Source organism: Ktedonosporobacter rubrisoli (assembly GCF_004208415.1).
Lineage (GTDB): Bacteria > Chloroflexota > Ktedonobacteria > Ktedonobacterales > Ktedonobacteraceae > Ktedonosporobacter > Ktedonosporobacter rubrisoli.
In genome coordinates this window covers 6,262,849-6,286,969 of sequence record NZ_CP035758.1, presented here as the reverse complement: position 1 = coordinate 6,286,969, position 24,121 = coordinate 6,262,849, and the positions used below count along the sequence as shown (strand labels likewise).

The following is a 24,121-nucleotide window of genomic DNA, read 5'->3' as shown; positions in this document are numbered from 1 at the left end:
GATATCTTTACTGTTTGTATCCTTTTCGAAGCGAGCGCGGCTGAAGAATGCCTGCAGCTCTGTATATCCGGCTGCTCTGTATCCTCTGTGGAATTAAAGTATACACGTTTGAAACGAGGCAGGTCAAGTGATTTTGTTCCAGGATGTATTAAGAGGCAGCAGCACACAACATGGATACAAGCGGCGTGCGCGGCTGACTGGAATCGGCTTTGGGCCTGGCTGTGCACGCGGCTCTCGTACCTTGTGAGCCAGGAAAAAGCTATGGAGATAACACTTTTGTGCTATCTCCATAGCGAGCAAGCTCACTTCTGATTTGTGGAGCCAGTAATATTGAGCGTCACCGTCACGGTTTGTGGATTAACCGTCACGTTGCCATCGCTTGCCGAGATTGTGAGCGTCCCTTTCTGGCTTGTACCGGCGGCCGCCGAACCAGGATTTACGCTCACAGTGACGCTGCCAGAGCCGGCCCCGCTGCCATTATTCACGCTGAGCCAGCTGGCGCTGTTGCTATCAGGCGTGACTTGCCATTTTGCGGGGCCATTGCACCCGCCATTCTGGCTTATGTGCAGCGTCTGTGCCGGGACCGAGCTCTGGCCGGCCTGGGCCGTAAATGTCAGGCTTTCCGGTGAGATGCTCAAGCTGCAGGCTGCGCGCACCGTGAGCGAGACTGAGAACGTGGGCGGGTTGCTTTGCATGGATGCTCCAGATCCATCTTTGGCGGTAATCGCCACCTGGGCCGTGTAGGTACCGGGAGCCAGGCCAGAAGGATCAACCTGAGGAGTAATCGTAGCCGATTGGCCGCTGGCCGTGAATTTTCCGCTACTCGTCGAAAGCGTAAGCCAGGAAACCTTACCCACGGTTTGGGCCTGCCAGTTCAGGGGCCAGTTGCAGTTGCCGGAGGCTGTGAGCGAGACAGAGCGCTGAGCCAGTGGTGCCGCAGACTTGGCGTTCTGCGCGACTGTGTAGGATAGCGCGTTAGACGATGGTAGCGTGAGTGCGCAGGGAGACGAGACCACCAGGTTAACGGTGACGGTCTGCGGACTACCTCCAGCTTTTACGTTGTTGTCGCCGCTCCCACTTAGCGTTATCTGTCCGCTATAGTTACCCGGGGATAACGAACTGGTATTGACGTGTATCGTCATTTGATTGGTCTGGCCGGCTGCGATTGTGCCAGATGCTGGCGAGAAGCTGAGCCAGTTTGAGTTCTGGGAAGCATTGGCCGCCTTCCACTGCAGGGAACCGCTGCCCGTATTCGTAATGGTGACAGCCTGGCCGGGTATATTGGCTTGATTGGCGGCTGCCGTAAAGTTGATGCTCAACGGCGCGGCGCTGATAACCGGCGCGTTAGTTGTGGACGGCTGCACGGTAAGCTGAACGGCGATCGACTGGGTACCCTGGGGCGTGACTAGCGAGATGGTCGCGTTATAGGTTTTTGGCGCTAAGCCGCTTGTATTTGCACTTATGGATATAGTGGTCGGGTCTTTTAGCTGGCCGCTGGGCGGCGTAATGGAGAGCCAGTTAGCCGAGGGCGTGGCAGTCCAGGGAATGGCACTGGCGCAACCAGTGCTGGTGCGTAGCGTGAGTGATTGATTGCCTGGATTATCCTGTCCGGCTACGGCAGTAAAGGAGATTGTGCCGGTACTCGGGACAAGGCTGCAGGCGGGCTGCACCGTGAGCGAGACGCTGACACTTTGCGGGCTATTCTGCGCTCCTTGATCGCCATTAAAGGTCAGGGCGTTGATATAGGTGCCGGGCAAAAGATGAGAGCTCTGCACAATCACATGGACTGTGCTCGTTCCTCCTGGCGGCGTTGTGCCGGAATTCTGGTCAAGACTGAGCCAGTTGCCCATAGCCTGGGCCGTAGCCGGAGTAGACGGAACGCTGCTCTGTACCGTCGTATTCGAAGCCAGCGACCAGTTGAGGGGCTGTGAGCCGGGATTGCTGATGGTCAGGGTTTGCGGATCGGGTGCTTGTCCGCCATCGCTGGCTGTGAAAGAGAGTACCGCCGGCGTAACGGTTAAAACCGCGCCTGCACTTGTGTTCAGTGCGCTAACTCCCATGGTAACCGTCACTTTTTGCGGTGCGCCAACATTGGATGAGATTGTGATGGTTCCCTCATAGTTGCCAGGATTGAGATCCGTGCGCTGAGCGCCTATTTGCACAGTTTGATCTTCGCTGAAGGTTCCCCGATCGGGCGAGACCAATAACCAGGGCTGATCGCTGCTGGCTGTCCAGGAAATCGGTGTGCTACCCGTGTTGCTCATACTGATGGTACGAATAGTGTTAGCACCTTGCGTGGCTGTCCCAAAATCAAGTTTTGTGCTGCTCAGCTTCAACTGGGAAGGTAGGGACGCACCCTCGGCTATCTGGATGGTTGCGTTGGCTGTGTAATGAGTAATGGTATCTTCAGCTACGATGGTATGCTGACCCGATTCCCAGTTTTTATCGATAGAAATAACAGCACTTGCCGAGCCATCGGCTGCCGTGCGTATGATCGCGCTGCCAGTTTTATTGACATGGAGCGGTTCCCCAATGTCATGCATCAATAAGACGTAATGCGATGCCGGAAAATGGCTTATGAAAAGCGTGACGTTCTGATTATATGAGGCTGTATGAGTAGAAAGCGTTAGCAAGGGCGGTCCTCCAGACTTGTTGGCTTGCTGGTCGGGTCGCGTTATTACCAGGAAGCCAAGCGCGCCATCGATGATCAAGGCCAGGAGGGCCAGCGCTCCTACGCAGAGTAGCACGATACGGAGAATATTTTTACGCTTTCCTAGTTCGGGCATGACCACATTTTTGAAGCCTTCGGCTCGCGCTCGCTTCACATCTGCTCTCTCAATGCGCGCGGCTTCGTTGCTGTTAGGGAAACTGCGTCCTATTAAGGGATCGTTGTGGTTGAGCCAGGGATCATGTTCGCCTGTATCTGCCTCTTGAGGCCAGTTATCAGGCATGTGCTCTGGCGCAATCTGCTGCCGGGCTGGCTGGGTCATAATGAAAGATTCTGAAGGGTTGGAAGGTGGAACTGTCTGGCCCTGAAATTGGCCTGTCGGGTCTGACAGAGGAGCCAGACGGGGTACGTGTGGCTTGCGATAATCTGTTTGATCTACGGCTGCGATGCGTCTCGCCGCATCACTTAAGCTATAGAGGCCCTGTTCCATAAAGTTAGCATTATCGCTAGGGGATGATTCCATCTGAACTGTTGAATAGTTAGGAGTGTAGCCATTAGCGTTGGTGGATATAGTAGAATAATCGCCATTATAGTCGTTGGGATCATTATAGGGCATGGTAGAGTAGTTGATATTGTTGTGGCTATTAGTCTCAGAGGGTATAGTAGAGTAGTTGCCGCTATAGCTATTGGCATCGGTGGATATAGTAGAATAATCGCCATTATAGTCGTTGGGATCATTATAGGGTATAGTAGAGTGGTCAACGCCGTAGTTATTGGGCTCAGCGGGTATAGTAGAGTAATTGCCGCTGTAGCTGTTAAGATTGGGCTGAGAGTTGTTGGAGACGTGAACATTGTAGCCGTTAGGATCATAAGGCTCGTTGGGGTAATTATTGTAATAGGCGTTAGGATCTTGAGGCTCGTTGGAGAATTGAGCGTTGTAATCGTTAGGATCGTAAGGCTCATTGGCGTAACCAGCATTATAGCCATTAGAATTATTGTAGAGTTCGTTAGAGAACTGAGGATTGTAGCCGTTGGGATTTTGAGGTGCGTTAGAGTAATTGTTGTAAAACTTGTTGGAGTTTTGAGGCTCATTAGGGTAATTATTGTAATAGGCGTTGGGGTTTTGGGAGTTTGCCGCCTCAAAGTTTGGTGCGGCGGGCTCGAAGCTCTCCCCGGCTGGCGCTATCTGCGCGAAATTTGCCCCTGCTGGCTGAAATTGGTGCCCATTGGCCGCCATCTGGTTGCCATAAGCGCCACATTTGTCGCAGTACGCAGAAGCTGAGCTGTACGGCTCATGGCAATATGGACATTGATTCATAAATTTCTCATCTCTTCTCCGCCGCGAGAACAACCTGGCGCGCTGAGATTGTGCTTGCTCCATATGTTTTAAGAAGATTTGAGCATGGAGTACGCCGAGCGAGCTGCTCTAGAATCTCAGCGTATAGAAAGGTCCCGTGGCACTTTCGTGATAGGCTACGACTATTTCTGCTCCGCGCATTTATACTGATCGCCTGCAATTGAACAAACTAGCTATCCAATTCCACTATCCCTTTAACTGCGCAGCCTCGAACGTGCTATGCAGGTGGCACCTTGTTTTCTTGCTGCCCCTATCTCGCCCTAACTACTTCAGATTTATTGCAACACTTATAAATAGATCTCTAATCTTAGAACGTTGGGACTGCTGAGTTCGTCACATCAAGCAAGCTGTGTTTTTGAGATGGGAAGATGCAAGAAGGGTGAGCCCGAGCGGATTTGGCTATGGATGCTCTATAAATAAGATTTAGCCCTTTCTGATGTTTATCTTAGTACCTGTGGGTAAAGCACAGTCAAGTTCTGCTAGAATCTCGATAAAGCAATGCGTATGCCAGGAAGCGAGGGGTGTTTACAGAGAGAAAGGCTGGCAGGTACAATAATGATTGAGCAGAGAGAAAGGCCTGGCAGATCTTTTTCGGTGCTCATGGCGTGTTGTATTGCTTCTGGCTGGGATTTTGCGCTCCAGGGGAGGGCGGATGAGAGAGCCAGCAGAGAGAAAGCGAGTGGTGAAACCATGACTACAGGCAGCTTTGATATCTTGATTCGAGGGGCAAAGGTAGTAGATGGGACCGGCAATCCATGGTTCTATGGTGATGTTGCCATAGAGGGCGAGCATGTGCAGGAGATTGCCCCGCCGGGCCAGATTCCTGTGGAGGCGGCGCGCGAAGTCGTGGATGCGCAAGGCCTGGTGCTCTCTCCCGGCTTTATCGATATTCTTAGTCATTCGCATATCCCTCTTATGCTTGATGCGCGCGATCTTTCCAAAGTAACGCAAGGCGTGACCACAGAGATCATGGGTGAGGCCTGGACTCCGGCGCCCGTGGGAGGACAGATTAGCGATAGCATGAAGGATCTTTCAGTGCGCGAACGTAGCTTGCTGGGGGATTGGGTGAGGCGGGCGCAGGGCTGGGCGCGCCTTCGTGACTGGCTAGAGGCGATGGTTGAGCGTGGGGTCTCGCCCAATATCGGCTCGTTTCTTGGCGGTGGGACGTTGCGCGAGTACGCGATGGGAATGCGCAGAGGAACGCCAACGGCTGCTGAGATGCAAACCATGCAGCGAGTGATGGCCGAGGCTATGGAAGATGGCGCGTTCGGGGTTTCGTATGCTTTGATCTACCCTCCTGATACCTACACCTCAACTGAAGAGCTCATCGAGGTTTCTCGCGTCGTCAAACGCTATGGTGGTCTCTATATTACCCACCTGCGCTCCGAGGGGAGCCAGCTGCTGGAGGCAATTGACGAAGCGCTTACGATCGGGCGCGAAGCAGACTTGCCAGTCGAGATCTATCACCTCAAGGCCTCGGGTATCGAGAACTGGCCCAAGATGGCGCAGGCCATAGCCCGTATCGAGGCCGCGCGTGCCGCCGGTCAGGATGTCACTGCCGACATGTATCCCTACTCCGGTTCGGGAACCGGCTTGAGCTCGGTTCTACCTCCCTGGCTCGCCGAGGGCGACGAATTTTACAAGCGTCTGACCGATGCCCCGACGAGAGCAAAGGTGCGTGCCGAAGTCCTGGAGCCGAGCGGCGATTGGGAGGCTTTAGCCCATGGCCTGGGACCTGAAAGGGTTATGCCGGTGGGCTTTGAGCGGCCCGAAAATCTCCAATATACTGGGAAACGGCTCTCTGAGATTGCCCAGATGCGCAATCAGCACTGGATTGACGCCGTATTTGACCTGCTCATCTCGGAGCAGCATCGCATCTTTACTATCTATTTCGGTATAGACGAGGCCAACGTTGCGCTTGGCTTGCGCCAGCCCTGGGTGACGGTCTCGACCGATGCCGGGGGTGTAGATCCAGCATGGGCCAAAGACCAAGGCCCGACCCATCCGCGCGCCTATGGAACGTATCCCCGGGTGCTGGGAAAATATGTGCGCGAGGAAAAAGTCTTGACCCTGGAGGATGCTGTGCGCAAGATGAGCGGCGCCGTCGCGGCGAGGCTGGGTTTGCAGAAGCGCGGCCTGCTGCGTCCAGGCTATTACGCCGATCTCGTGCTTTTTGATGCCGCCACTGTCGCGGATCGGGCAACCTTTGAGGATGTCCACCAGCTTTCGACGGGCATTCGTGATGTCTGGGTAAATGGGCAACGCGTGGTTCAGGGAGGACAGCATACCGGCGCCACTCCTGGCAAGATCGTGAATAGAGCCAGCTCGTAAGGCTATACATCCTGGCGGAGCTTTTCTGGATCGGTCCTCTTGCGTGCTGGTTTTACTGGCATCACAGCGATGGAGGGCTGATCCTTTTGCCGGCTCTGCGCAACTTCCGGGATGGAAAAATAAAATTACCCTCAAAGCGCCTGAGAAGATGGTTGAGGACATTCCTTTCTTCTCCTATCAGTACGCGTGAAAAACCACATATCTGCTGTATTAAGTGAAAATCCCCTGCAGAGGATAGTACTTCCTGGGGAAAAAACGCGTGTAAAAACAAATTCTCTGCATTTCTCTATATTTCTCTAATATAATCTGCGTTAAAGAAATATGTATATCAACATATTTCAACATGTCGTAGCGATACGCCCTCCTATGCTCTGGATCTGATATGCTCATCTGCCAGAGAAAGACCTGTACGGAGATGATGTTATTAATACGACATGACGCACTCCCTTCATGAGGGGTGGACAAAAGGGAAAGGAAACTATGGAACGTGAAACGCTATACACTTTTTTTGGTCACACTTTCGCTCGTACTTCTCGCGTTGGCAGGCTGCGGAGGATCTGCGCCTACAGAGACCTCTTCTTCATCCGCGACCTCCGCAAACCCACCGGGCCCGCAAACTGTCAAGATTTCTATCGGAGACTTTGATGTCAAATCTCCCCAGGCCACGTTTGTCACCGGCATGAAGTACCATTTTGTGGTGAACAATGTGGGGAAACATCACCATGATTTCCTCATCATGCATCGGATGAATACCGAAACGATGGTCATGGATGATGTGTATAAGAAAGCGCTGGCCTTTATTTATAATATTGCCCCCGGTGAAACGAAAACGCTGGACTTCACCTTTAACCATACCGCGCCAGCAGGAATGCTGGAGTTTAGCTGTCACTATGGCGGCCATTGGGAAGCGGGCATGTATCAGCCCATTGTGGTGAACGCTGCTCAGGGGGCCTCTGTCAGCCCCTATCCCAACGGCGGCATGCCAATGGATGACATGACGGCTTCCAGCGCCTCTGGTAAGTGTGATGCCCCTGTCACCGTAATGATTGGTGCTGATAATACCTTTAAACAGAGCAGTGTATCACTCAAGGTGGGAGATACGCTTACTATTAACAATGGCACCCAGCAATCCTTTACCTTGACGGCCAGGCCCGATGCTGGTCTACGCTTTACTGTCGTCGACCCGGGCGAGACAGAGCATATTCCCTTTCAGAAGGCAGGTACCTTTACCCTCTCCAGCCAAGAACATCCTAACGCCACACTTGCAGTGCAGGTCGCTTCAACCCCCGGTGCCACATGCGGCTTTACTCCTGTAGCAACTGTTAGCTTCGATGCAAATTATACTGATCCGAAAAACCAGTACTTTTTCACGCCCAAGACAGTGACTATCAAAGAGGGCCAGAGTCTCACCCTCTCCAATCTTGCCGATTATAATCTGACATTTACCAGCAAACCCGACGCCGACCTTGGCGATGTTCAACTTGATCGCAACGAGCATCAACTCCTTTTGTTTAAGAAAAGTGGAACTTACACAATCTCGTGTAAAGAATTCCCAACCCAGCAAATTACTGTGATTGTGCAGAAAGGCGCAGATGACGACAATTAGAGGAAGGGATTAATAATATGAGATGGAACAGCAGCGAGCAAAATGTTAAGTTAGAGCTTCCCCTTTCTCTGAAGACCCAGGCGCATTCGCATCAAGAGACGTGTAGTTGCGCCTCTGGATGCAAGGAAGCACAGGCGATGAAGCATATCTTGCAAACATTGCTAGCTCTTAGTCTGCTGACGCTGCTGATAGTCGCTTGCAGTCGGGAGGGCGCAGTCAGCACACCATCAAGATCTAACTCGGCGAAAGCAAATACCTCTGCGTTGGGGCAACAGCCAACCGTCCACATGGATGCTGACCGGTTCTTACAGCAGACTATCGCTATCAAAAAAGGAGAAAGCATCACATTGATCGATGATGTGTCCACCCTGCATGTGATTGCTAATGGCTCCTGGAAGGATGGTCTTCCTAAATATGGCCAGGAGCCTGGCGCCCCCAACATTGAGGTTAAACTATCAGGGCAGGGAAGTCATCAGATTGGACCGTTCTCCACTGCCGGAACGTTTCACCTCTATTGCACGGTTCATCAAGGCATGGGTCTGACGGTGATCGTCCACTAACAAGGTTGGCATGGGCGCCGCAGATAGTGATATTTCTATGCGGAAGCAATCGAGGCATGTCCTGGGGCGGTCCTCTTGCGTGCTGGTTTTACTGGCATCGCAGCGATGGAGGGCTGATCCTTTTGCAGGCTCTACGGAACTTCTGGGATGGAATAATAAAATCACTCTGAAAAGCCTGAATTGGCCTTGACGAGAGGATATATTTCTGCTATACTTAATCTCGTTCCAAACAATCGGGGTGTAGCGCAGCCCGGTAGCGCACTACAATGGGGTTGTAGTGGTCGGAGGTTCAAATCCTCTCACCCCGACCAGCGGCGATACTTATATATCGCCGCTTTTTTATTGCCTCTCTGCTATATCGAACCTCCTACACCACTCATTTGATCTCTTGTAAAGAGCTTCCTTTTTTGTTAGGGCTTTGCAGTTTTCAAGAGAAGGGATTGTTAAGGGCTCGCCCTTAACCGGGGCACGGGGCGCGAGCCCCGTTAAATCGCGGTGCGAGCCCAACGTTTCCCTTCTGTTAAAACTCGGGAATGATATGGGCCTTGATGTGTGGGCGGCAAATAACGACCGAAGCCGAGAGTTCGATGGTCATAGGTTTTGTGATCTGCCACGAATGAAAAAAGAGCTACCCCTCCAATTTGATGCAGCAACCAATCGAACCATTGAGCTGATAGATGTTCTATGGCTAACTGGCAACACCATTATTGCAGCTTTTGAAATTGAATGCACTACATCGATCTATTCAGGTCTACTATGGATGGCCGATTTGATTGCAATGCAACCGAATCTAAATATTTCACTCTATTTAGTCGCTCCAGATGAACGTAGAACCAAAGTCATTACCGAGGTCAATCGTCCAACATTTTCGCGTCTATCTCCACCAATGAAACAAATGTGTCGTTTTATTTCTATACCCACTCTACAGAACAGTATTAAACAAGTATCTTCTGTTATACGCTATTTAAGAGCAGGATTTTTGGAGGAGTTATCGGAATCGTGCGAAATCGAAAGTGGATAATTCTTTCCTCCTTCTTCTCCCAGCAGCGCTAAAATAGCTCTCTCCCTCGTCCTCACCCACAGTTTGCACTCCTCACATCCTTCTGGTATAATTTACTTACCGATCGGTAAGTAAAGTCAAGCAGAGCAGCAATGAAGGAGTTAAAAGACAATGGTTACGCAGGCTGTGAAGGAGCTATGGACGCTATTCCCCGCTGAACAGTATCGCACGCTGCGTGAAAGGCAGCCGGTCTACTTTGATCCACGTATGCGCATGTGGTTGGTCTCGCGCTACGACGAAGTTTGGCAGGTCTTTTCTGATCATGCCACCTTCTCTTCAGGGGCGCCGGCCGGCAGCAGCAAGCCAGCTCAGCCTAGCATTCTGGGGATGGACCCGCCGCGACAGCGCCAGCTACGCAACATTGTAGCGCAGGCCTTCACCCCACGCGTTATCGAGCGCTTAGCCCCACGCATCAACGAGATTGTCAATACCCTGCTCGACCAGGTGAGCAAGCGTGGCCACATCGATATTATCCATGATCTGGCTTATCCTTTGCCCGTCACTGTGATTGCTACCCTGCTCGGCGTCCCCACGCAGGATAGAGAGCTTTTCAAGCGCTGGTCTGATAACCTGGTCACTGGCTACATCCGCAGCTTTACTCCTGAGATTATGCAGAAGCGTCATGAGAACTTGCGCGCCCTGGATACCTACTTTACGCAAGCGATTGAAGAGCATCGTCAACGGCCTCAGGACGATCTCATTGGTGCCCTGCTGCAAGCCGAGGTCGATGGTCAGCACTTGAGCCAACAGGAACTGCTCGATTTCTGTCGCCTGCTCCTGATTGCCGGCCACGAAACGACAACCAACCTGATCGGAAATGCCGTGCTTTGCTTCTCAGCCCACCCGCAGGCCATGCAGGACCTGCGCGCCGATCCCAGCCTGACGCCTGGAGCCATCGAGGAAGTCTTGCGCTTCCTGCCTTCCGTCCAGGGCGGCAACCGCATCACGAAGCAAGAGACCACCCTCGGCGGCCAGCATCTGGCTCAGGGTGAAGTAGTGCTGGCCCTGGCCATCTCTGCCCATTATGATGCGGCGCAATTTCCCGATCCCGAGCGCTTTGATATCAGGCGTGAGCCCAATCGTCACCTGGCCTTTGGCTACGGCATTCATTTCTGCCTGGGTGCGGCCCTGGCCCGTCTGGAAGCCCGCCTTGCCCTGCAAGCCCTTCTGCAGAGATTTCCCAACCTGCGGCGCGAGCCCGGTAGCCCGTTGGAACCAATTACCAGTCCCTTTGTAATAGGTGTGAAGCATCTACCTATGATCTTTGATCTATAATAGTCTCCGGTTCAACCTCGTATATCAAATCTTATAAAAGGGTCGCCGGAAAATGACACAACACAGAGAAGGTCGGGCAGCCGCCACCCGTCAACGCGTTCTGCAGATAGCGCGCGGACTTTACTATGCTGGCGGATATGACAATGTGAGCTTGCAAGCAATCGCCGATCAGTTGCATATCAGCAAGCCCGCACTATTCTACCACTTCAAAAATAAGCAGGAATTGTTCTATGAGATGCTCTTGAGCGTTCTTGAGCAGCTGCACGAGATCTTTGCCAGCGCCAGCCGACAGGAAGCGCTCTCAACGCAGCAAATCCTGCGCCAGATTATGCTGCGCCTTGCCGATGAGCCCAGCTTCGATATGGCCCGCTTTATGCGCCAGGAATATACCTTGCTTTCCCCTGAACAACAGCAGCAGGTGGGCAAAGCCTGGCGCGCAAAGCTGCTGGATATCGTGCATAGTATTCTTGAGCGTGGCATCGCTCGTGGAGAGCTCAGGCCGCACAATAGCTTGATGGCCTCATACATGTTTTTGCACGTCTGCTTGCTCTTGCCGCAGCTTGGCCACCAGGTCCATGATAGTCTGCGCGAGATGCAGCGCAACGAGCGCATTGATACGTTGCTCGATCTCTTTATTCACGGGCTCTATCAGGCTCCAACTTAGCCTTTCTTGCGGGCCGTAATCAGCACAGCCCCCGGCGTGAGCAGGCGATGGCTGCGTACCTGCTCCATGCCGGCCTGCTCTAGCCAGCTGCGCACTGTTGAGAACTGATAGCATGTGCCTCCTACAGTGGTCATCGTCAAATGCATGAGCTGAACCATAAGCGAACTGAGGCGCAGGCCATAAGTGCGATCGGTGATCTGATCAACGAAAGCCAGCACCCCGCCTGGCTTCAAGCTGAGCGCAACTTTATGCAAAATCTGCTGGTTGAGCTCAGCCGGTAAGAGATGGGCGATATGGAAGTAGAGCGCCAGATCAAAGCTTTCCGGGAACTGCTTGTGAAAGTCATCGCGTACGATATCACCGCACACAAAGCTCAAGCGCTCCTGCATCTGCACCTGCGCCGCCGTGCGTTGTCCCGCCTCAATGCCTGGCTGAATATCAAGAATGGTCGCCTGCAGCTCGGCATATTTGCGGCAAAAGAGCACGCTGTAGGCCGCGTGCGAACCGCCTACATCCAGTAGCCGGCTTGCTCCGGGCGGTAATGGCACGCGGTAGACCACCTCGCCTCCCAGAGCCATTGCCAGAGCCGCCAGGCCGGCATAGTGGCGCGCAAGCAGCCTGTATGCTTCCGGCGAACTGACATCTTCCTCGTAAGGCATGCGCATCGCCTGTTGATTGGTGCGTATCACCTCCGGTAGATGATCCCAGATCGCCACTATATCCGGACTATGGATGACATAGGGTGCTACATTGGCTGCTGAGCCGCTTGTGAGCCAGCGCCGGGCAATTCGCGTATTGCTGTAAAGACCCGCTCGATAGCGCAGATAGCCGGCCGAGATAAGGAGATTGAGCAGTAATTGCAGGCCCTGGGGATGGCACTCTAGCTTCTCGGCCAGCGCTTTGAGTGGGAGCGCCTGCTTATCCAGCGTGTCGAAGATACCAAGTTCGCAAGCCGTCACCAGCGCCTTGCTTATGCCCTGGGCCAGCGGAGCATCAAGCAAAGGGAGCGGCAGAATGTTGAGGCGCGCCAGTAGAATTTCTAATGGTGTGAGTCGTAGCGGCATCAGATAAGAGCTCCTATCAGCCAGCCAGCCGCAAGTAGCAGACAGATCATGACAAGCGCGTAAAAATAGCGTTTGCGGCTTGAGATTGGCCTGTGCGGTCCCGACAATAAAGGCAACGCGCCAAGAGCAGCCAGCGCAATGAGTAGCGTAGGAATAAGCAGCCAGGGCTGAGCAGGTACCACATGCGTGCTGGCCAGCAAGCCAATGAGCAGCATACTCAGCAGGAGCAGCAGAGGGCAAGCCACAAACGTGCCTGTAACACCCAGCGCCACGGCCAGCGTATGAACTCCCTGCTGTCTGTCTTCCTCAAGATCGGGGAGCGAGTTGGCAAGATTCAGGGTTATCCCCAGCACGGCCGCCACAGGAATCAGCCAGAGCAACCAGAGCGGTAGATGATCCATGCCCGCAAAGGCATAGATGGGAATCAGTGGGATGAACAGCGCAAACACAATCCCGCTTAGCGGCGTTGCCTTCAAGCCCAGATTATAGCTTAAGCCAAGCGCAAGATAGAGCAGCGAGATGAGCAGTGCCATTCCATTTAAAGGCCACAAAAGCAGAAGCATGAGGGCGATAAAGAGAATACCCAGGATCAGCGCCTCGTGGGCATGAATCAAGCCCAGCGGAATGGGCTTCGGCTTTTTGCTACCCTTATCCTGTTCGCGATCGCAGTAATCGTTAAGGATCGCAATAGCGAGCTGCATAGCCGTGTGGGCCGCGATGAGTAGTGCCATCCTCGACCAGGCAAAGTGGGGCCAGGCTGCCACGAAAGTACAGAGCGTGACTGCCACGATATGAAAGAAGACAGGTCCAGGATGTGCGAGCAGAAAGAGCCCACGCGCTATTTCGGCGGGGCGACGCTTTTTGGCGACGTCCATCGGTATAAACCCCGATCATGGCCCAGGTCTGTGGCCATTACCATACAGGCAAGCGATCAAGCATAGCTTTAAACCATTGTGAGCGTACTTCCTCGCCGGCCAATATCAGCGTGATCCAGACCCCCAGCACAGTGCCGATGACCCAGAACACGAGCATCAACGTGTTGCTGTTGACATTTGCCAGCAGCGTATATGCGTTGAACAGCAAAATAGCAAGGATGCCATGTCCATTGCCAGTGAGAATAGCAGAGCGTAGAGATGGTAGTGAGAGAAAAATACCAACGGTAGCCGTTGTCGCCAGAAGCACAACGGCAAGAATTTCCACCAGCGAAGGACGCAGCAAGGCGTAGTCAGGCTCTTCAGCCGGCTCGACAGCTTGCTGCGTGCTCAGAGCAATGCGGCGCATAATGTTTCGGGTCAAGTCCGGCGGTTCGGCCACCAGCTCGCTTGTGCGTAGGCCCTGAATCACCTCTTCCAGGAGCAAGAGGTCCTGCTGACAGCGGGGGCAGATGGCAAGGTGGGCTTCGAGAGCGCGCAATTCATCTAGCGAAAGCTGCCGGTCAAGATAAAGTTGTAGCTGTTTACTCACTTTAGAACAGCGCATGGCTAGCCCCTCGTTTTCCATTCCTGCTCAAAGGCCTCCAGGCGTTCTTTGAGCAAGTTGCGTGCGCGAAACAGATGAGTTTTAATCGTGCCGATCGGCATCGTCAGGATTTCGGCCATCTCCTCATAGGTCATCTCTTGTAGATGGCGCAGTACCAGCACAATGCGATACTTGGCCGGCAACAGCGAGAGTTGTTCACGCACTAGGTTCTGACAGTCACGGACTTCCAATTCTGTACGAGTACCGTGATCGCGAATAGCTCTTTCCTCCTGCATAGCAGTTTGGAGAGCTTTATCCCGTTTGCGCTGCTCTAACTGTTTCAAGCTACAATTGTAGGCGATGCGATACAGCCAGGTAGAGAAGCGAGAGTCACCGCGAAAGGAGTGCAGGCCTTGCCAGGCGGCAAAAAACGTCTCCTGGGTAACCTCGTTGGCTTCCTCATACTGCTGTAGCATGCGAAAAACAAGGTTAAAAACTCGGCGTTGATGGCGCTGTACGAGTTGAGCAAAAGCTTCCTGACTTCCTGCCTGACTGGCAGTCACGAGTTCAGCATCATCTTGTTCTGTACAGGCCGAAGCAACATTTGGGATAGATATTCCTAAACTTTGTGAAGATTGCACCAGGTACTCACTCATGGTCCTTACTGTTTACTTTAGAGGGTGGCTAGAGGCAAAAAGTTTCATCCTCTAGAAAAATTTATTTGCTTATAGGCTATTGTAACCGGTTTTAGGTGGTATGGCAAACCATAGACAGCGTGAGCAGTTATGTGATAACTTGAAATGTCAGAGCACAATCGCGTTTTTGGGCTAGAGTTCTGCGTCAGGCGTGTAAGCGAAAGAAGGCCTGACTTGCGTGTGCGCCATGTGTGCGTAAGGAGCGAGGAGTATGTCAATCGGCGCCGTCATTGTTTTGCTAGGCTGGCTTATTGCCCTGGCAATATTCTTTGGTTTTATTGTCCTGCTGCGTTTCCTCTATCATCGTGAGCGCATGGCCTTAATCAGATCCGGTATTCATCCTGATGGCGTGCCCAAGCAGCGCCGGAGCCGGGGCATGCTGCGCGCTGGCTTGATTACGGGTATGGTTGGCCTGACCCTGACGCTAGGCATGTATCCGGTTGGCTTTATCCTTCCTCCCGCTTTATCGGCAACTCCTTTCCATCTCGGACCCTGGCTCTTGCCCGGCCTTATTCCCCTTGGCGTGGGCATTGCCCTCATTGTGAGCTATTATCTGGAACAGAATGTGCAAGTCTCTCTTGAGGAGGGCAATCGGGAGGATAAAAAGGTTATTCCGATAGTGGATCATCTGGAGCGAGAGCGCAATGAGCGACAACGCTAGCGCCGGCTTCTCAGAACGTGTCGAAGAAGAGGCTTTTGCCCTTGCCGTCGCGGTCTCTGGCCTCAAGCGGCTCCAGAGGCGCATCTATAGCGTTCGGCCGCTCTGGAGCAAGGGGGCAATAAAACGAATTTTTTTCAGATTTCTCAAACTCGCAAAAAAAACACTTGACAAGACTGCGGAGCAGTGATATCATCTCACTTGCGCCGGACGGGAGAACCGAAAAGGCGCCAGAGGCGAAAGCACTGAGTATGTACTTGAACAACTGAAGAGTGGTAAGGAAACGATAAGATTATTAGAGCCTGTTAATTCATTTTGATAAGCTTGTCATCTAAAACATGAACGGTAAATCTCTGTGTGAGATTTGCATATAAATTATTGGATGGCGAGTTTGATCCTGGCTCAGGATAAACGCTGGCGGCGTGCCTAACACATGCAAGTCGAACGCCTTCTGGCAACAGAGGGAGTGGCGGACGGGTGAGGAACACGTGGGTTATCTACCTCCGGGTGAGGAATACCACCGGGAAACCGGTGACAATACCGCATACGTTTCCCTTCGCGGGGAAACAAAGCTTCGCAAGAGGCGCCGGGAGATGAGCCTGCGGCCGATTAGCTGGTTGGTGGGGTAAAAGCCTACCAAGGCGACGATCGGTAGCTGGTCTGAGAGGACGATCAGCCACACTGGGATTGAGAACGGCCCAGACTCCTACGGGGGGCAGCAGTGAGGAATTTTCCGCAATGGTCGCAAGACTGACGGAGCAACGCCGCGTGCAGGAAGACGGCCTTCGGGTTGTAAACTGCTTTTCTGAGGGACGAGCAAGGACGGTACCTCAGGAATCAGCTCCGGCTAACTACGTGCCAGCAGCCGCGGTAATACGTAGGGAGCAAGCGTTGTCCGGAGTTACTGGGCGTAAAGCGCACGCAGGCGGTGAACCAAGTTTGGAGTGACAGTCCTCGGCTTAACTGAGGAAGTGCTTCGAAAACTGGCTCACTTGAGGGCTTCAGAGGGACAGGGAATTCCGGGTGTAGTGGTGAAATGCGTAGATATCCGGAGGAACACCAAAGGCGTAGGCACTGTCCTGGGGAGTCACTGACGCTCAGGTGCGAAAGCTAGGGGAGCGAACGGGATTAGATACCCCGGTAGTCCTAGCCGTAAACGATGACCACCAGGTGTGGGAGGTATCGACCCCTTCCGTGCCGGCGCTAACGCTTTAAGTGGTCCGCCTGGGGAGTACGGTCGCAAGATTAAAACTCAAAGGAATTGACGGGGACCCGCACAAGCAGCGGAGCGTGTGGTTTAATTCGATGCAACGCGAAGAACCTTACCAGGGCTTGACATGGAGTTGCACCACCGAGAGATCGGTGTCCCTTCGGGGCGGCTCCACAGGTGCTGCATGGCTGTCGTCAGCTCGTGTCGTGAGATGTTGGGTTAAGTCCCGCAACGAGCGCAACCCCTATCGTCGGTTATACGTGTCCGGCGAGACTGCCGCGATCAACGTGGAGGAAGGCGGGGATGACGTCAAGTCAGCACGGCCCTTACGTCCTGGGCGACACACACGCTACAATGGCCACGACAAAGGGTCGCCAACCCGCGAGGGGGAGCTAATCCCAGCAAACGTGGTCTCAGTTCAGATTGTAGGCTGCAACCCGCCTGCATGAAGTTGGAGTTGCTAGTAACCGTGGGTCAGCACACCACGGTGAATACGTTCCCGGGTCTTGTACACACCGCCCGTCACACCACGAAAGTCGGCAACACCTGAAGCCGCTGGGCTAACCCGTAAGGGGGGCAAGCGTCGAGGGTGGGGTCGGTGATTGGGGTGAAGTCGTAACAAGGTAGCCGTACCGGAAGGTGCGGCTGGATCACCTCCTTTCTAGGGAGTGTCCCACATCCTACCGGATGTGAACTTCCAGGTCGATACTCACAAACGTGAGTTCTGGACGAACGAGCTTATCGCTAATAGGTTCTATGCCTGTCGTTATCCCTTGCCACTCTTGAGTTGTCCGTGTACAGCTCGTGCTTTTCGCGGTTTGGGGGCTTTTAGCTCAGGTGGTTAGAGCGCAGTCCTGATAAGACTGAGGTCCCTGGTTCGAGTCCAGGAAGGCCCACCCTAGCGCGGGGATGTAGCTTAGTTGGAAGAGCGCTGCCTTTGCACGGCAGAGGTCAGGGGTTCGAATCCCCTCATCTCCACCAGGACCTATCAGCTTGTCTCGCTTGTACAAGCAGGTGGGGTGGTGACTATAGCGAAAGGGCAACACCCGTTCCCATCCCGAACACGGTAGTTAAGCCTTTCAGCTCCGACGATACTCTGCGGGCAACTGCACGGGAAAATAGGACGTTGCCTCTCCACCCGCCTGTATGGGCGGGGATTTTTTTATCTCCTACACATCGGGTATAACGTGCTTTTCGCGGTTTGGGGGCTTTTAGCTCAGGTGGTTAGAGCGCAGTCCTGATAAGACTGAGGTCCCTGGTTCGAGTCCAGGAAGGCCCACCCCTTTTCCTCTTGCTAACTCTTTTCCCTCTGCTTTTTTCTGTAAATCCCTCTGGACTTTTTCAGCTCTCAAAAATAGTATGGTCAGGAAGATGTTGCCACTCTCTAGTAAGGCACGCTGCAATTTAGTAAATGTGGAACCGGATTTTGCCTTTCTTTCTGCTGTCTGCTGATGATGACAAATAAACGAGCATAGGACCGCCTTGAGGATCAAGCAGGTGAGATGTTCCTATTACCTTGTTCCATTGCTTTATCTTCTGCTATAATCAGCCAACTGCTTCGATGCAAAAGAAGAGAGAATAAGGGGTAGCAAAAAAAGCAACTATGGGATATGGTTTAATGGTCTGGATCGTCGATGGCGACCGGATACGTAAGCTGGTCGGCAGCCATGATCAAGATACGCTGAAAGCGCTTACTTCCGGGCGCTGGAAACGCGAGTGCCAGCACTTCAATAACGAGTTTGTTGATGATATCAATGATCAAAAGCTGACTCTGGAACGGGCTATCACAGATATCGTAATGGGTACTTTGCCTCCCAAAAGCTTTGATCATAGCTCCGATGCCTTTGTGTATGCCTACGCCTATCTGAAGCTTTGTGAAATGTATGCTGTAGATACTCCGAGTAATCATTATTGGGTGCCGATTAATTTCGCTTTTATCAACCAGATTCAGGCTATCTATGATCGGGCAGGCATCTCCCGGGGCCTTGTAGAAGATCTGGCTATGGGTGGTGCGCTCTTGAGCAATTTGCCCCACTGGTCGGACTTTCCTCTTGTCGGCTACCTGGAATGGAAAGAGATTGCGCAGATCATCTCCGAATTGCATAAGGTAGATATAGATAAGCTCGTTGAGGGCCATGATAGCTGGACGCAAGGTGCTCTGCGCGAAGTCTATAAGTGGTATATGGCCTTTGAACGCCTGTCTGGGACTGCTGGAGAGAGAAACTGGACGCTCGTCGGCGCTTACTATTAGATCGCTAGATCTACAGGCAGGATGCACAATGGCGCTCAAATGTTCTTCTTCTCCCTGCTCTTATCGGATGGCTTGTCAACGCGGCTGGAATGGCTTGGAGGGATCACAGTAGAGTGCGTAGGCTACAACAATTTCTTTTGCATTCTATTAAACTTGCTTCCATCCCAGTTAGTATCTATCTGAAGAAATTCGTAGCCATTTCTTTCATAGAAGGGTCTGGCGTATAGAATGACGCCAGCCTTAATTATTGAGGAATTGGTGCGATTTTTAAAATCCTCTTCAAGAACTCGTAAAAGAGCACTTCCGATGCCTTTTTTCGTTTCTTCTGGAGAAACGTACATGTGTCTTACAGCTTCTCCGAGCCAACCACCACAACCGACAATTTTATGATTTTCTTCTGCAACAAATAAACTCTTATTTTCTATCATCTCTTCTAATTCTGACGTTTTAAAATCCTCTAATAAGTTTTCTACCTCTTTGGAAGAATATACAGCAGGTGCAAAATGTAAAAAGATTCTTTGCCTGATTTCTAAAATTTGCGGAATCTCATCTAACTGACAAGGGCGAATCAGTAATGTATTCATATCCTGCATTATACCACTACTTTGCCTAACAAGTTCCTAATATAGCCAAAAGAGCTATCTGCATTAGATCTATTGTGCTGCATTGCTACCAACTTTGCTCAGGCCGTCCTTTCGTGCCAGGTGCGTAAGCTATGCAGAATCGCTGGAAACTGTTCGACTGTCGCATGCTCAATAATGAGCGGTAAGTCAGGACGTTGCAGCTGTAAAAAGTCCAGGTAGATGTTTTGCGGAAAGACGCCATGCCCAAATGCCGGTGTATCGACTTCTGCTCCCTGCTGGTGCACATCCTTGAGATGGACTAGCGCGAAACGATCCTTGAACTGCTGCAGGAAGCTGGCTACGATCAGTTCTTTGTATGGCAACTGCTCCTTTCCCAAATAGTTGTAGGGATCGAGGACTACCTGCAGGTTCGGGGTGGGAAATTGTTCCAGGAGCCGGGCCAGGCGCTCGGGTGTGTTGATGACGTGATTAACGTGTCCCTCCAGGGCAAGGATCACACTGTACCGCTCAGCCACAGGCAAGAGCTCGTTGAGGGAAGCATAGAGTGCCTCCCAGGCTTCCTGGCCCTGGTTTGCGGGCGAGGCGGCCCAATCGCTTGCGCGGCTATAGGTTCCAGTCTCGGTGGCGACTATTGTAGTTCCCAGGCTGGGGGCAAGCTCCAGGCAGCGTTGCAAAAAGGCTATGTTGGTTGCTCGCCTGGCCTTATCAGGTGTGATCAGGTTGCGATAGCCGCCCAGGGCGCTAAGTTGGATAGATGAGGCTTTCAACTGAGCTTGCCAGGTGGCGAGAAGGGCTTCCCGGGCCATAATCTCTTCGAGGAATGGAACGCCAAGTTGTACCGCTTGCAGCTCAATGCTGTGGAGCAGGGCGAAGAGGTGTTCTACTTCGTCAACTCGGCAGGGAAGCTCATGGGCCATGGCTCCTAGCTGTGGCCATACTTTGGATTTGTTTACTTGCATGATCTTTGCCTCCGCTCGCTGGGGCGCTACTTCTAAAAGTAGCGCTCGAGTGCTTGCTTATTATCCCTCTTGTGTGGCTAATGGCCAGGGAAAGCTTGAAGTAATGGCAATACGCTGCCCGCTTTCTGCGGCCTGATGGGTCGCTTGCATGATCTCAAGTACGTGCAGCGCGTGTGCGCCAGATAGAACAGGTTGTATACCCGTAGCCAGGCATTCGGCGATATAGGTAGCGCCGCTCTGCCAGACGTAGGGCTGCTGCTCTGCCGGCTGGAAGGTCTCCCATTTTCCCGGCGCCTTCGTTTGGTCGCCACGATAGAGGCTGATCGCTCCAGGCTCCCAGGCATAGCCGCCCATGCTTATGGCGCCGGCTGTGCCAAGCAGCTGAACCGTCAAGTCCTGGCGCTGGGCGCCATAGACGAAGCCTGCCTGAATTACCGAGTAGACGGTATGGCCGTGGTCAAGGATCAGGGCCGTGTTATCGTCTGCTTCGACGCTGATGGTTTCGCCGCCGATGATGCGCTGAGGGATAGCCGTTCCTGACATCGCGATGACGTTACGGGCGGGACCCAGCAGTCCGGTTAGCAAGGTAACGTTATAGACGCCAACATCAAAGAGGCTCCCGCCTCCTTTCTGGTAAAACCAGGCGCTGCCGGGCCAGGCCGGACCGCTTGAGCCGATGATGCCGTGTGCGGCAAAAACTTGTCCGATGGCTCCCGTAGCAAGCGCTCGGGCCATGAATTGAAAGGCTGGCGAGATGGGATTGGCGGGCGCACCCCATAGGTTCACGCCGCGCTCGCGGGCCAGAGCAAGTAGTTCCTGCGCTTCGGCAAAATCGGTGGCTAGAGGCTTCTCGCACCAGACGTTTCGGCCAGCTTCCAGCGCCTTGCGGTTGATAGGAGCGTGCAAGGGCATGGGCGTGAGATTCACGAGTAGCTCGAAGTCTAGCGCTGCAAGCATCTGCTCAACGTCGTGAAAGGTCTGCGCGATCTTATGTGTCCGGGCGAAGCTGCGCACATGTTCCACGCGTGGATCGCAGATGGCTACAAGCTCCACGGCGGGACTTTGCTGTAAATGGGGGACGTATTTCTCGGCGACGTTTCCGCTGCCGACGACGGCCACACGAACTTTTCTCATTGACTTTTTCCTTCCCTGGTTCAATCCCAGCTGACATTTTCGGCCTCTCTCTGGCTCAGGGCCTTGTTGAGGACAGTTTCTTGACTTGATCTGCCAGTGCTACCCACAAAGCAAAAATTCCTGTTTGCCTTGTTATCCAATATGTGATTGAAGAAGCAATAGAACCTCGTGCTTGTATATCTCACTTACTGTTGTATTTAATGATATGCGGAAATGGCTGTGAAGTGAATGCGAAACAAAAAGTAATATGCTATACTTTGCCAGAAAGAGAAAGGAATGATGGAGAATGGCTTTGCAATCAGAAAGGCCGCTCGATAGCACTGATTGGAAGATCTTGCGTGAGCTGCAGCGCGATGCCCGCCTGTCCTACAATGAGCTGGGACGGCGCGTTGGCTTATCGGCACCGGCGGCGGCCGAACGAGTGCGTAAATTGGAGGATGCGGGGATTATCACCGGCTATGGAGCGCGCATTGATCCGGCAAAAGTGGGTATGCCTCTCTTAGCGCTGATTCAGTTGCGCTGCACGCAGGGCTCGTGCCTGTTAAAGACGAGCAGCGCCGAAAAATTCCCAGAGATCCTTGAGATGCATAAATTGAGTGGGACATATTGCGCCGCGCTCAAAGTCTCGCTCGCTTCGATGCGCCACCTTGAAGCATTTAATGAACGGCTGGGGGCTCATGGGGCCCTTGTCGTCAATATCGTGACTTCCAGCGCCTTGCCTCATCGCGTGATCGATTGGGAGCAGTTAGATGTAGACGTTGAACTGCCTGGAGATGCGGGCTGGAGTGTGGAATAGCTCTATGTTGCTTGCCTCGATTGTAGCCCGGAGGGAAACTTCTGCTCAGGAAGGTATGGGGCCGAGCAGAAGTCCTGACAGAAATATACTATTTTTTGAGCCTGGTATAAGCCAGCCGCAATCCTTCCAGGGGGAGATATTGATTGACGTGCTGGATCTCAGGAATAATCGGGGCCATGAGCTGAGCCAGGCCACCGTGAGCGATAACCTTGAGATCATCGGCTTCGGGGATCTCCTTGCGAATGCGCCCGATCAGGCCTTGCACGAGTCCGACATGGCCGTAAATAATTCCCGATTGCATGTTCTCTGCAGTGTTTTTGCCCAGCGCCGAACGGGGCGGCGTCAGATCTACCCGGTAGAGGCGCGAGGCGGCACTGCTCAAAGCCTCGGCGGAGATCACCAGGCCAGGCGCGATGGCCCCACCTATAAAGTTTCCTTCAGCCGAGACAACATCAAAGGTTGTGGCCGTGCTAAAGGCGATAATGATGGCCGGGCCTCCATAGAGGTGATAAGCCGCCAGGCTCGTCACGATACGGTCAGTTCCCAGTTCCCAGGGATTATCGATCTGTAGTCCAATGCCCAGGTCCATATCGTGGCTGATCGTGAGCGCCTCTTTCCCGCAGTAACGTAAGGCCATGTCCTGAAATACTGGCGTAAGCGGAGGAACCACGCTTGACATAATAATGTCGTCAATGTTCTCATAGCTATGACCGACATGGCGCAAAAGTTCGCCAAGCACCATTGCATATTCGTCGGCAGTACGCTGACGAACCGTCGAGACAACCCAGCGGTGCTGCATAGTGGCGCTGTGGTAGAGGCCAAACTTAATATTGGTATTGCTAATATCGATGGCAAGTAGCATATGCTTAATATCCTCGAAGCAGGCAAGAACACCTCTTCACTTCTCTTGCAAGAGAAGCGATGGCGGAGAAACAACGTCTCACGTCGCGAGCAAGCAAATTAGATAGAAGCCCAACTGGTGCCGGGCGACTACTTTGCCGGGCTCTTAAGGGCTTCCTGGGCTGCAGCAGCGTATTGTTTGAGATAGGCAGCGATGATAAAAGGATCGCCAAAGGTTGTATCGGTAACGACTGTGATTTCTTGCTCGCTGCGAGCATCGATAAAGGCTAATGAGGTTGGGGTGCGCATGCGTTTGCGCCGTCTGCGTGAGCCCGAAGGGAGAAGGCTGCGACCCACAAAGAAGCTAGCCGCATTCTCGCCAATGCCTGATATTTTGTGGACGTTAGCATCTTCGTTGTTGGGATCACGCTCGGGAGGAGGAACGCCGCGGGCCGTAACATATTTTACCTCGGTAAGCGGTACATGGATGATTTTCTTGCCCTCTTGTTTGAGAAAATCATCAGGAGTAATCACAATAAGATGCTGGTTGGCGTTACGCAGGCGGCGTATATCTACAATGAGCGTCCAGGCACTTCCTAATCCAATGAAGAGCAGGAGTGCTAAGAGCAGGGTGGTAGTGATGGCCGGTAAGGTACCGCTTTGATAATTGGTTGGAATGACGATAGGCACGATCGCAGCGAACAGGCCCAGACCTACGATAATTCCAAACGCCCAGCCGATCAGACCTATCACGAGCTTATTGCGTAATAGGGGAAAGACTTGCCAATCCGCCGGTACATCGGTGTTGGTTCTGGCGTGCCCAAGTATCTCTTCTGGCTGCATTGCAGAACTCCTTAAGGATAAATGATCCTGGGGATGTGCTCTTAATAATTATTGTCTTCTATTATAGCAGATTATTTGGCCTGACACAGCCTGCTCCGAATTGGCGTA

Annotated in this window: 20 protein-coding genes, 4 tRNA genes and 2 rRNA genes; 16 read left to right on the top strand and 10 right to left on the bottom strand. The window is 52.9% G+C overall.

The genetic code is table 11. The features are described from left to right. Positions 1 to 302 precede the first annotated feature (302 nt). A complete protein-coding gene (locus EPA93_RS27315; RefSeq protein WP_129890540.1) occupies positions 303 to 3,986 on the bottom strand; it encodes a BACON domain-containing protein in 3,684 nt (1,227 codons plus the stop codon). A gap of 729 nt (positions 3,987 to 4,715) precedes the next feature. Between EPA93_RS27315 and EPA93_RS27310 the strand changes: the two genes are divergently transcribed. The 7 genes from EPA93_RS27310 to EPA93_RS27280 all read left to right on the top strand — a co-directional run bounded on the left by EPA93_RS27310 (position 4,716) and on the right by EPA93_RS27280 (position 11,521). Continuing rightward, entirely contained in the window at positions 4,716 to 6,356 is a 1,641-nt protein-coding gene (locus EPA93_RS27310) for an N-acyl-D-amino-acid deacylase family protein (protein ID WP_129890539.1), read from the top strand. A gap of 487 nt (positions 6,357 to 6,843) precedes the next feature. Continuing rightward, positions 6,844 to 7,962, top strand: coding sequence for a cupredoxin domain-containing protein (locus EPA93_RS27305; RefSeq protein WP_129890538.1), 1,119 nt, complete (start codon positions 6,844 to 6,846; stop codon positions 7,960 to 7,962). A 137-nt stretch (positions 7,963 to 8,099) separates the two neighbouring features. Continuing rightward, on the top strand, positions 8,100 to 8,522 hold the full coding sequence (locus tag EPA93_RS27300) for a cupredoxin domain-containing protein (RefSeq protein WP_129890537.1): 423 nt from the start codon (positions 8,100 to 8,102) through the stop codon (positions 8,520 to 8,522). Between the two features lie 234 nt (positions 8,523 to 8,756). Continuing rightward, a tRNA-Pro gene (locus EPA93_RS27295) sits at positions 8,757 to 8,833 on the top strand. 227 nt (positions 8,834 to 9,060) lie between these two features. Further along, complete coding sequence (locus EPA93_RS27290) at positions 9,061 to 9,543, top strand: hypothetical protein (protein ID WP_129890536.1); 483 nt, start codon at positions 9,061 to 9,063, stop codon at positions 9,541 to 9,543. A gap of 150 nt (positions 9,544 to 9,693) precedes the next feature. Continuing rightward, positions 9,694 to 10,857 (top strand): cytochrome P450, encoded by a 1,164-nt coding sequence (locus EPA93_RS27285; protein WP_129890535.1) that lies wholly within the window; start codon positions 9,694 to 9,696, stop codon positions 10,855 to 10,857. A 52-nt stretch (positions 10,858 to 10,909) separates the two neighbouring features. Further along, the gene (locus tag EPA93_RS27280; RefSeq protein ID WP_129890534.1) at positions 10,910 to 11,521 is read left to right on the top strand and encodes a TetR/AcrR family transcriptional regulator; all 612 of its coding nucleotides are present in this window, start codon (positions 10,910 to 10,912) and stop codon (positions 11,519 to 11,521) included. Here the strand turns inward: EPA93_RS27280 and EPA93_RS27275 are convergent. From EPA93_RS27275 to EPA93_RS27260, 4 genes are read right to left on the bottom strand one after another with little or no spacing between them, the layout of a single operon-like run. Continuing rightward, positions 11,518 to 12,585: a class I SAM-dependent methyltransferase gene (locus tag EPA93_RS27275; RefSeq protein ID WP_129890533.1), complete on the bottom strand. Its 1,068-nt coding sequence runs from the start codon at positions 12,583 to 12,585 to the stop codon at positions 11,518 to 11,520. The two genes, EPA93_RS27280 and EPA93_RS27275, sit on opposite strands and share 4 nt — an antisense overlap. Beyond that, positions 12,585 to 13,460, bottom strand: a complete 876-nt coding sequence (locus EPA93_RS27270; RefSeq protein WP_129890532.1) for a UbiA family prenyltransferase — start codon at positions 13,458 to 13,460, stop codon at positions 12,585 to 12,587. The genes EPA93_RS27275 and EPA93_RS27270 overlap by 1 nt, the downstream gene beginning before the upstream one ends. Before the next feature lie 37 nt (positions 13,461 to 13,497). Then, complete coding sequence (locus tag EPA93_RS27265) at positions 13,498 to 14,064, bottom strand: anti-sigma factor family protein (protein WP_165423423.1); 567 nt, start codon at positions 14,062 to 14,064, stop codon at positions 13,498 to 13,500. Between the two features lie 2 nt (positions 14,065 to 14,066). Beyond that, complete coding sequence (locus tag EPA93_RS27260) at positions 14,067 to 14,699, bottom strand: RNA polymerase sigma factor (protein WP_129890530.1); 633 nt, start codon at positions 14,697 to 14,699, stop codon at positions 14,067 to 14,069. Positions 14,700 to 14,949: 250 nt separating this feature from the next. Here EPA93_RS27260 and EPA93_RS27255 point away from each other — a divergent pair, with 250 nt between their 5' ends. The 8 genes from EPA93_RS27255 to EPA93_RS27220 all read left to right on the top strand — a co-directional run bounded on the left by EPA93_RS27255 (position 14,950) and on the right by EPA93_RS27220 (position 18,857). After that, complete coding sequence (locus tag EPA93_RS27255) at positions 14,950 to 15,399, top strand: DUF6249 domain-containing protein (RefSeq protein ID WP_129890529.1); 450 nt, start codon at positions 14,950 to 14,952, stop codon at positions 15,397 to 15,399. Further along, positions 15,383 to 15,586 carry a hypothetical protein gene (locus EPA93_RS27250; protein WP_129890528.1) on the top strand — a complete coding sequence of 68 codons (204 nt, stop codon included), beginning with the start codon at positions 15,383 to 15,385 and terminating at the stop codon, positions 15,584 to 15,586. Before EPA93_RS27255 ends, EPA93_RS27250 begins: the two co-directional genes overlap by 17 nt. A gap of 189 nt (positions 15,587 to 15,775) precedes the next feature. Next, positions 15,776 to 17,267, top strand: a 16S ribosomal RNA gene (locus EPA93_RS27245). A gap of 161 nt (positions 17,268 to 17,428) precedes the next feature. Beyond that, positions 17,429 to 17,502: transfer RNA gene (locus tag EPA93_RS27240), tRNA-Ile, on the top strand. A gap of 9 nt (positions 17,503 to 17,511) precedes the next feature. Next, positions 17,512 to 17,587: transfer RNA gene (locus EPA93_RS27235), tRNA-Ala, on the top strand. A 37-nt stretch (positions 17,588 to 17,624) separates the two neighbouring features. Then, positions 17,625 to 17,741 (top strand): 5S ribosomal RNA (rrf, locus tag EPA93_RS27230). A 70-nt stretch (positions 17,742 to 17,811) separates the two neighbouring features. Then, positions 17,812 to 17,885: transfer RNA gene (locus tag EPA93_RS27225), tRNA-Ile, on the top strand. 324 nt (positions 17,886 to 18,209) lie between these two features. After that, complete coding sequence (locus EPA93_RS27220) at positions 18,210 to 18,857, top strand: DUF7691 family protein (protein ID WP_129890527.1); 648 nt, start codon at positions 18,210 to 18,212, stop codon at positions 18,855 to 18,857. Between the two features lie 122 nt (positions 18,858 to 18,979). On the opposite strand, the gene EPA93_RS27215 is transcribed toward EPA93_RS27220, so the two are convergent. From EPA93_RS27215 to EPA93_RS27205, 3 genes are all read right to left on the bottom strand, one after another. After that, on the bottom strand, positions 18,980 to 19,450 hold the full coding sequence (locus tag EPA93_RS27215; protein WP_129890526.1) for a GNAT family N-acetyltransferase: 471 nt from the start codon (positions 19,448 to 19,450) through the stop codon (positions 18,980 to 18,982). 89 nt (positions 19,451 to 19,539) lie between these two features. Next, entirely contained in the window at positions 19,540 to 20,400 is an 861-nt protein-coding gene (locus EPA93_RS27210) for a sugar phosphate isomerase/epimerase family protein (RefSeq protein ID WP_129890525.1), read from the bottom strand. Positions 20,401 to 20,460: 60 nt separating this feature from the next. After that, positions 20,461 to 21,534 (bottom strand): Gfo/Idh/MocA family protein, encoded by a 1,074-nt coding sequence (locus EPA93_RS27205; protein ID WP_129890524.1) that lies wholly within the window; start codon positions 21,532 to 21,534, stop codon positions 20,461 to 20,463. Positions 21,535 to 21,820: 286 nt separating this feature from the next. On the opposite strand from EPA93_RS27205, the gene EPA93_RS27200 reads away from it, so the two are divergent. Then, positions 21,821 to 22,330, top strand: coding sequence for an Lrp/AsnC family transcriptional regulator (locus EPA93_RS27200; protein WP_129890523.1), 510 nt, complete (start codon positions 21,821 to 21,823; stop codon positions 22,328 to 22,330). Between the two features lie 88 nt (positions 22,331 to 22,418). On the opposite strand, the gene EPA93_RS27195 is transcribed toward EPA93_RS27200, so the two are convergent. Together EPA93_RS27195 and EPA93_RS27190 are read right to left on the bottom strand one after the other, a co-directional pair. Continuing rightward, on the bottom strand, positions 22,419 to 23,192 hold the full coding sequence (locus tag EPA93_RS27195; protein ID WP_129890522.1) for a type III pantothenate kinase: 774 nt from the start codon (positions 23,190 to 23,192) through the stop codon (positions 22,419 to 22,421). Between the two features lie 128 nt (positions 23,193 to 23,320). Continuing rightward, complete coding sequence (locus EPA93_RS27190) at positions 23,321 to 24,013, bottom strand: hypothetical protein (protein WP_129890521.1); 693 nt, start codon at positions 24,011 to 24,013, stop codon at positions 23,321 to 23,323. Positions 24,014 to 24,121: the final 108 nt, after the last annotated feature.

Excerpts from the sequence above, each read along its gene's own strand:
- EPA93_RS27255 (WP_129890529.1), top strand. The coding sequence starts at position 14,950 with ATGTCAATCGGCGCCGTCATTGTTTTGCTAGGCTGGCTTATTGCCCTG.
- EPA93_RS27195 (WP_129890522.1), bottom strand. The coding sequence starts at position 23,192 with ATGCTACTTGCCATCGATATTAGCAATACCAATATTAAGTTTGGCCTC.
- EPA93_RS27210 (WP_129890525.1), bottom strand. The coding sequence starts at position 20,400 with ATGCAAGTAAACAAATCCAAAGTATGGCCACAGCTAGGAGCCATGGCC.
- EPA93_RS27190 (WP_129890521.1), bottom strand. The coding sequence starts at position 24,013 with ATGCAGCCAGAAGAGATACTTGGGCACGCCAGAACCAACACCGATGTA.
- EPA93_RS27205 (WP_129890524.1), bottom strand. The coding sequence starts at position 21,534 with ATGAGAAAAGTTCGTGTGGCCGTCGTCGGCAGCGGAAACGTCGCCGAG.
- EPA93_RS27285 (WP_129890535.1), top strand. The coding sequence starts at position 9,694 with ATGGTTACGCAGGCTGTGAAGGAGCTATGGACGCTATTCCCCGCTGAA.
- EPA93_RS27300 (WP_129890537.1), top strand. The coding sequence starts at position 8,100 with ATGAAGCATATCTTGCAAACATTGCTAGCTCTTAGTCTGCTGACGCTG.
- EPA93_RS27315 (WP_129890540.1), bottom strand. The coding sequence starts at position 3,986 with ATGAATCAATGTCCATATTGCCATGAGCCGTACAGCTCAGCTTCTGCG.
- EPA93_RS27290 (WP_129890536.1), top strand. The coding sequence starts at position 9,061 with ATGGGCCTTGATGTGTGGGCGGCAAATAACGACCGAAGCCGAGAGTTC.
- EPA93_RS27310 (WP_129890539.1), top strand. The coding sequence starts at position 4,716 with ATGACTACAGGCAGCTTTGATATCTTGATTCGAGGGGCAAAGGTAGTA.
- EPA93_RS27200 (WP_129890523.1), top strand. The coding sequence starts at position 21,821 with ATGGCTTTGCAATCAGAAAGGCCGCTCGATAGCACTGATTGGAAGATC.
- EPA93_RS27215 (WP_129890526.1), bottom strand. The coding sequence starts at position 19,450 with ATGCAGGATATGAATACATTACTGATTCGCCCTTGTCAGTTAGATGAG.
- EPA93_RS27280 (WP_129890534.1), top strand. The coding sequence starts at position 10,910 with ATGACACAACACAGAGAAGGTCGGGCAGCCGCCACCCGTCAACGCGTT.
- EPA93_RS27260 (WP_129890530.1), bottom strand. The coding sequence starts at position 14,699 with ATGAGTGAGTACCTGGTGCAATCTTCACAAAGTTTAGGAATATCTATC.
- EPA93_RS27275 (WP_129890533.1), bottom strand. The coding sequence starts at position 12,585 with ATGCCGCTACGACTCACACCATTAGAAATTCTACTGGCGCGCCTCAAC.
- EPA93_RS27250 (WP_129890528.1), top strand. The coding sequence starts at position 15,383 with ATGAGCGACAACGCTAGCGCCGGCTTCTCAGAACGTGTCGAAGAAGAG.
- EPA93_RS27265 (WP_165423423.1), bottom strand. The coding sequence starts at position 14,064 with ATGCGCTGTTCTAAAGTGAGTAAACAGCTACAACTTTATCTTGACCGG.
- EPA93_RS27220 (WP_129890527.1), top strand. The coding sequence starts at position 18,210 with ATGGGATATGGTTTAATGGTCTGGATCGTCGATGGCGACCGGATACGT.
- EPA93_RS27270 (WP_129890532.1), bottom strand. The coding sequence starts at position 13,460 with ATGGACGTCGCCAAAAAGCGTCGCCCCGCCGAAATAGCGCGTGGGCTC.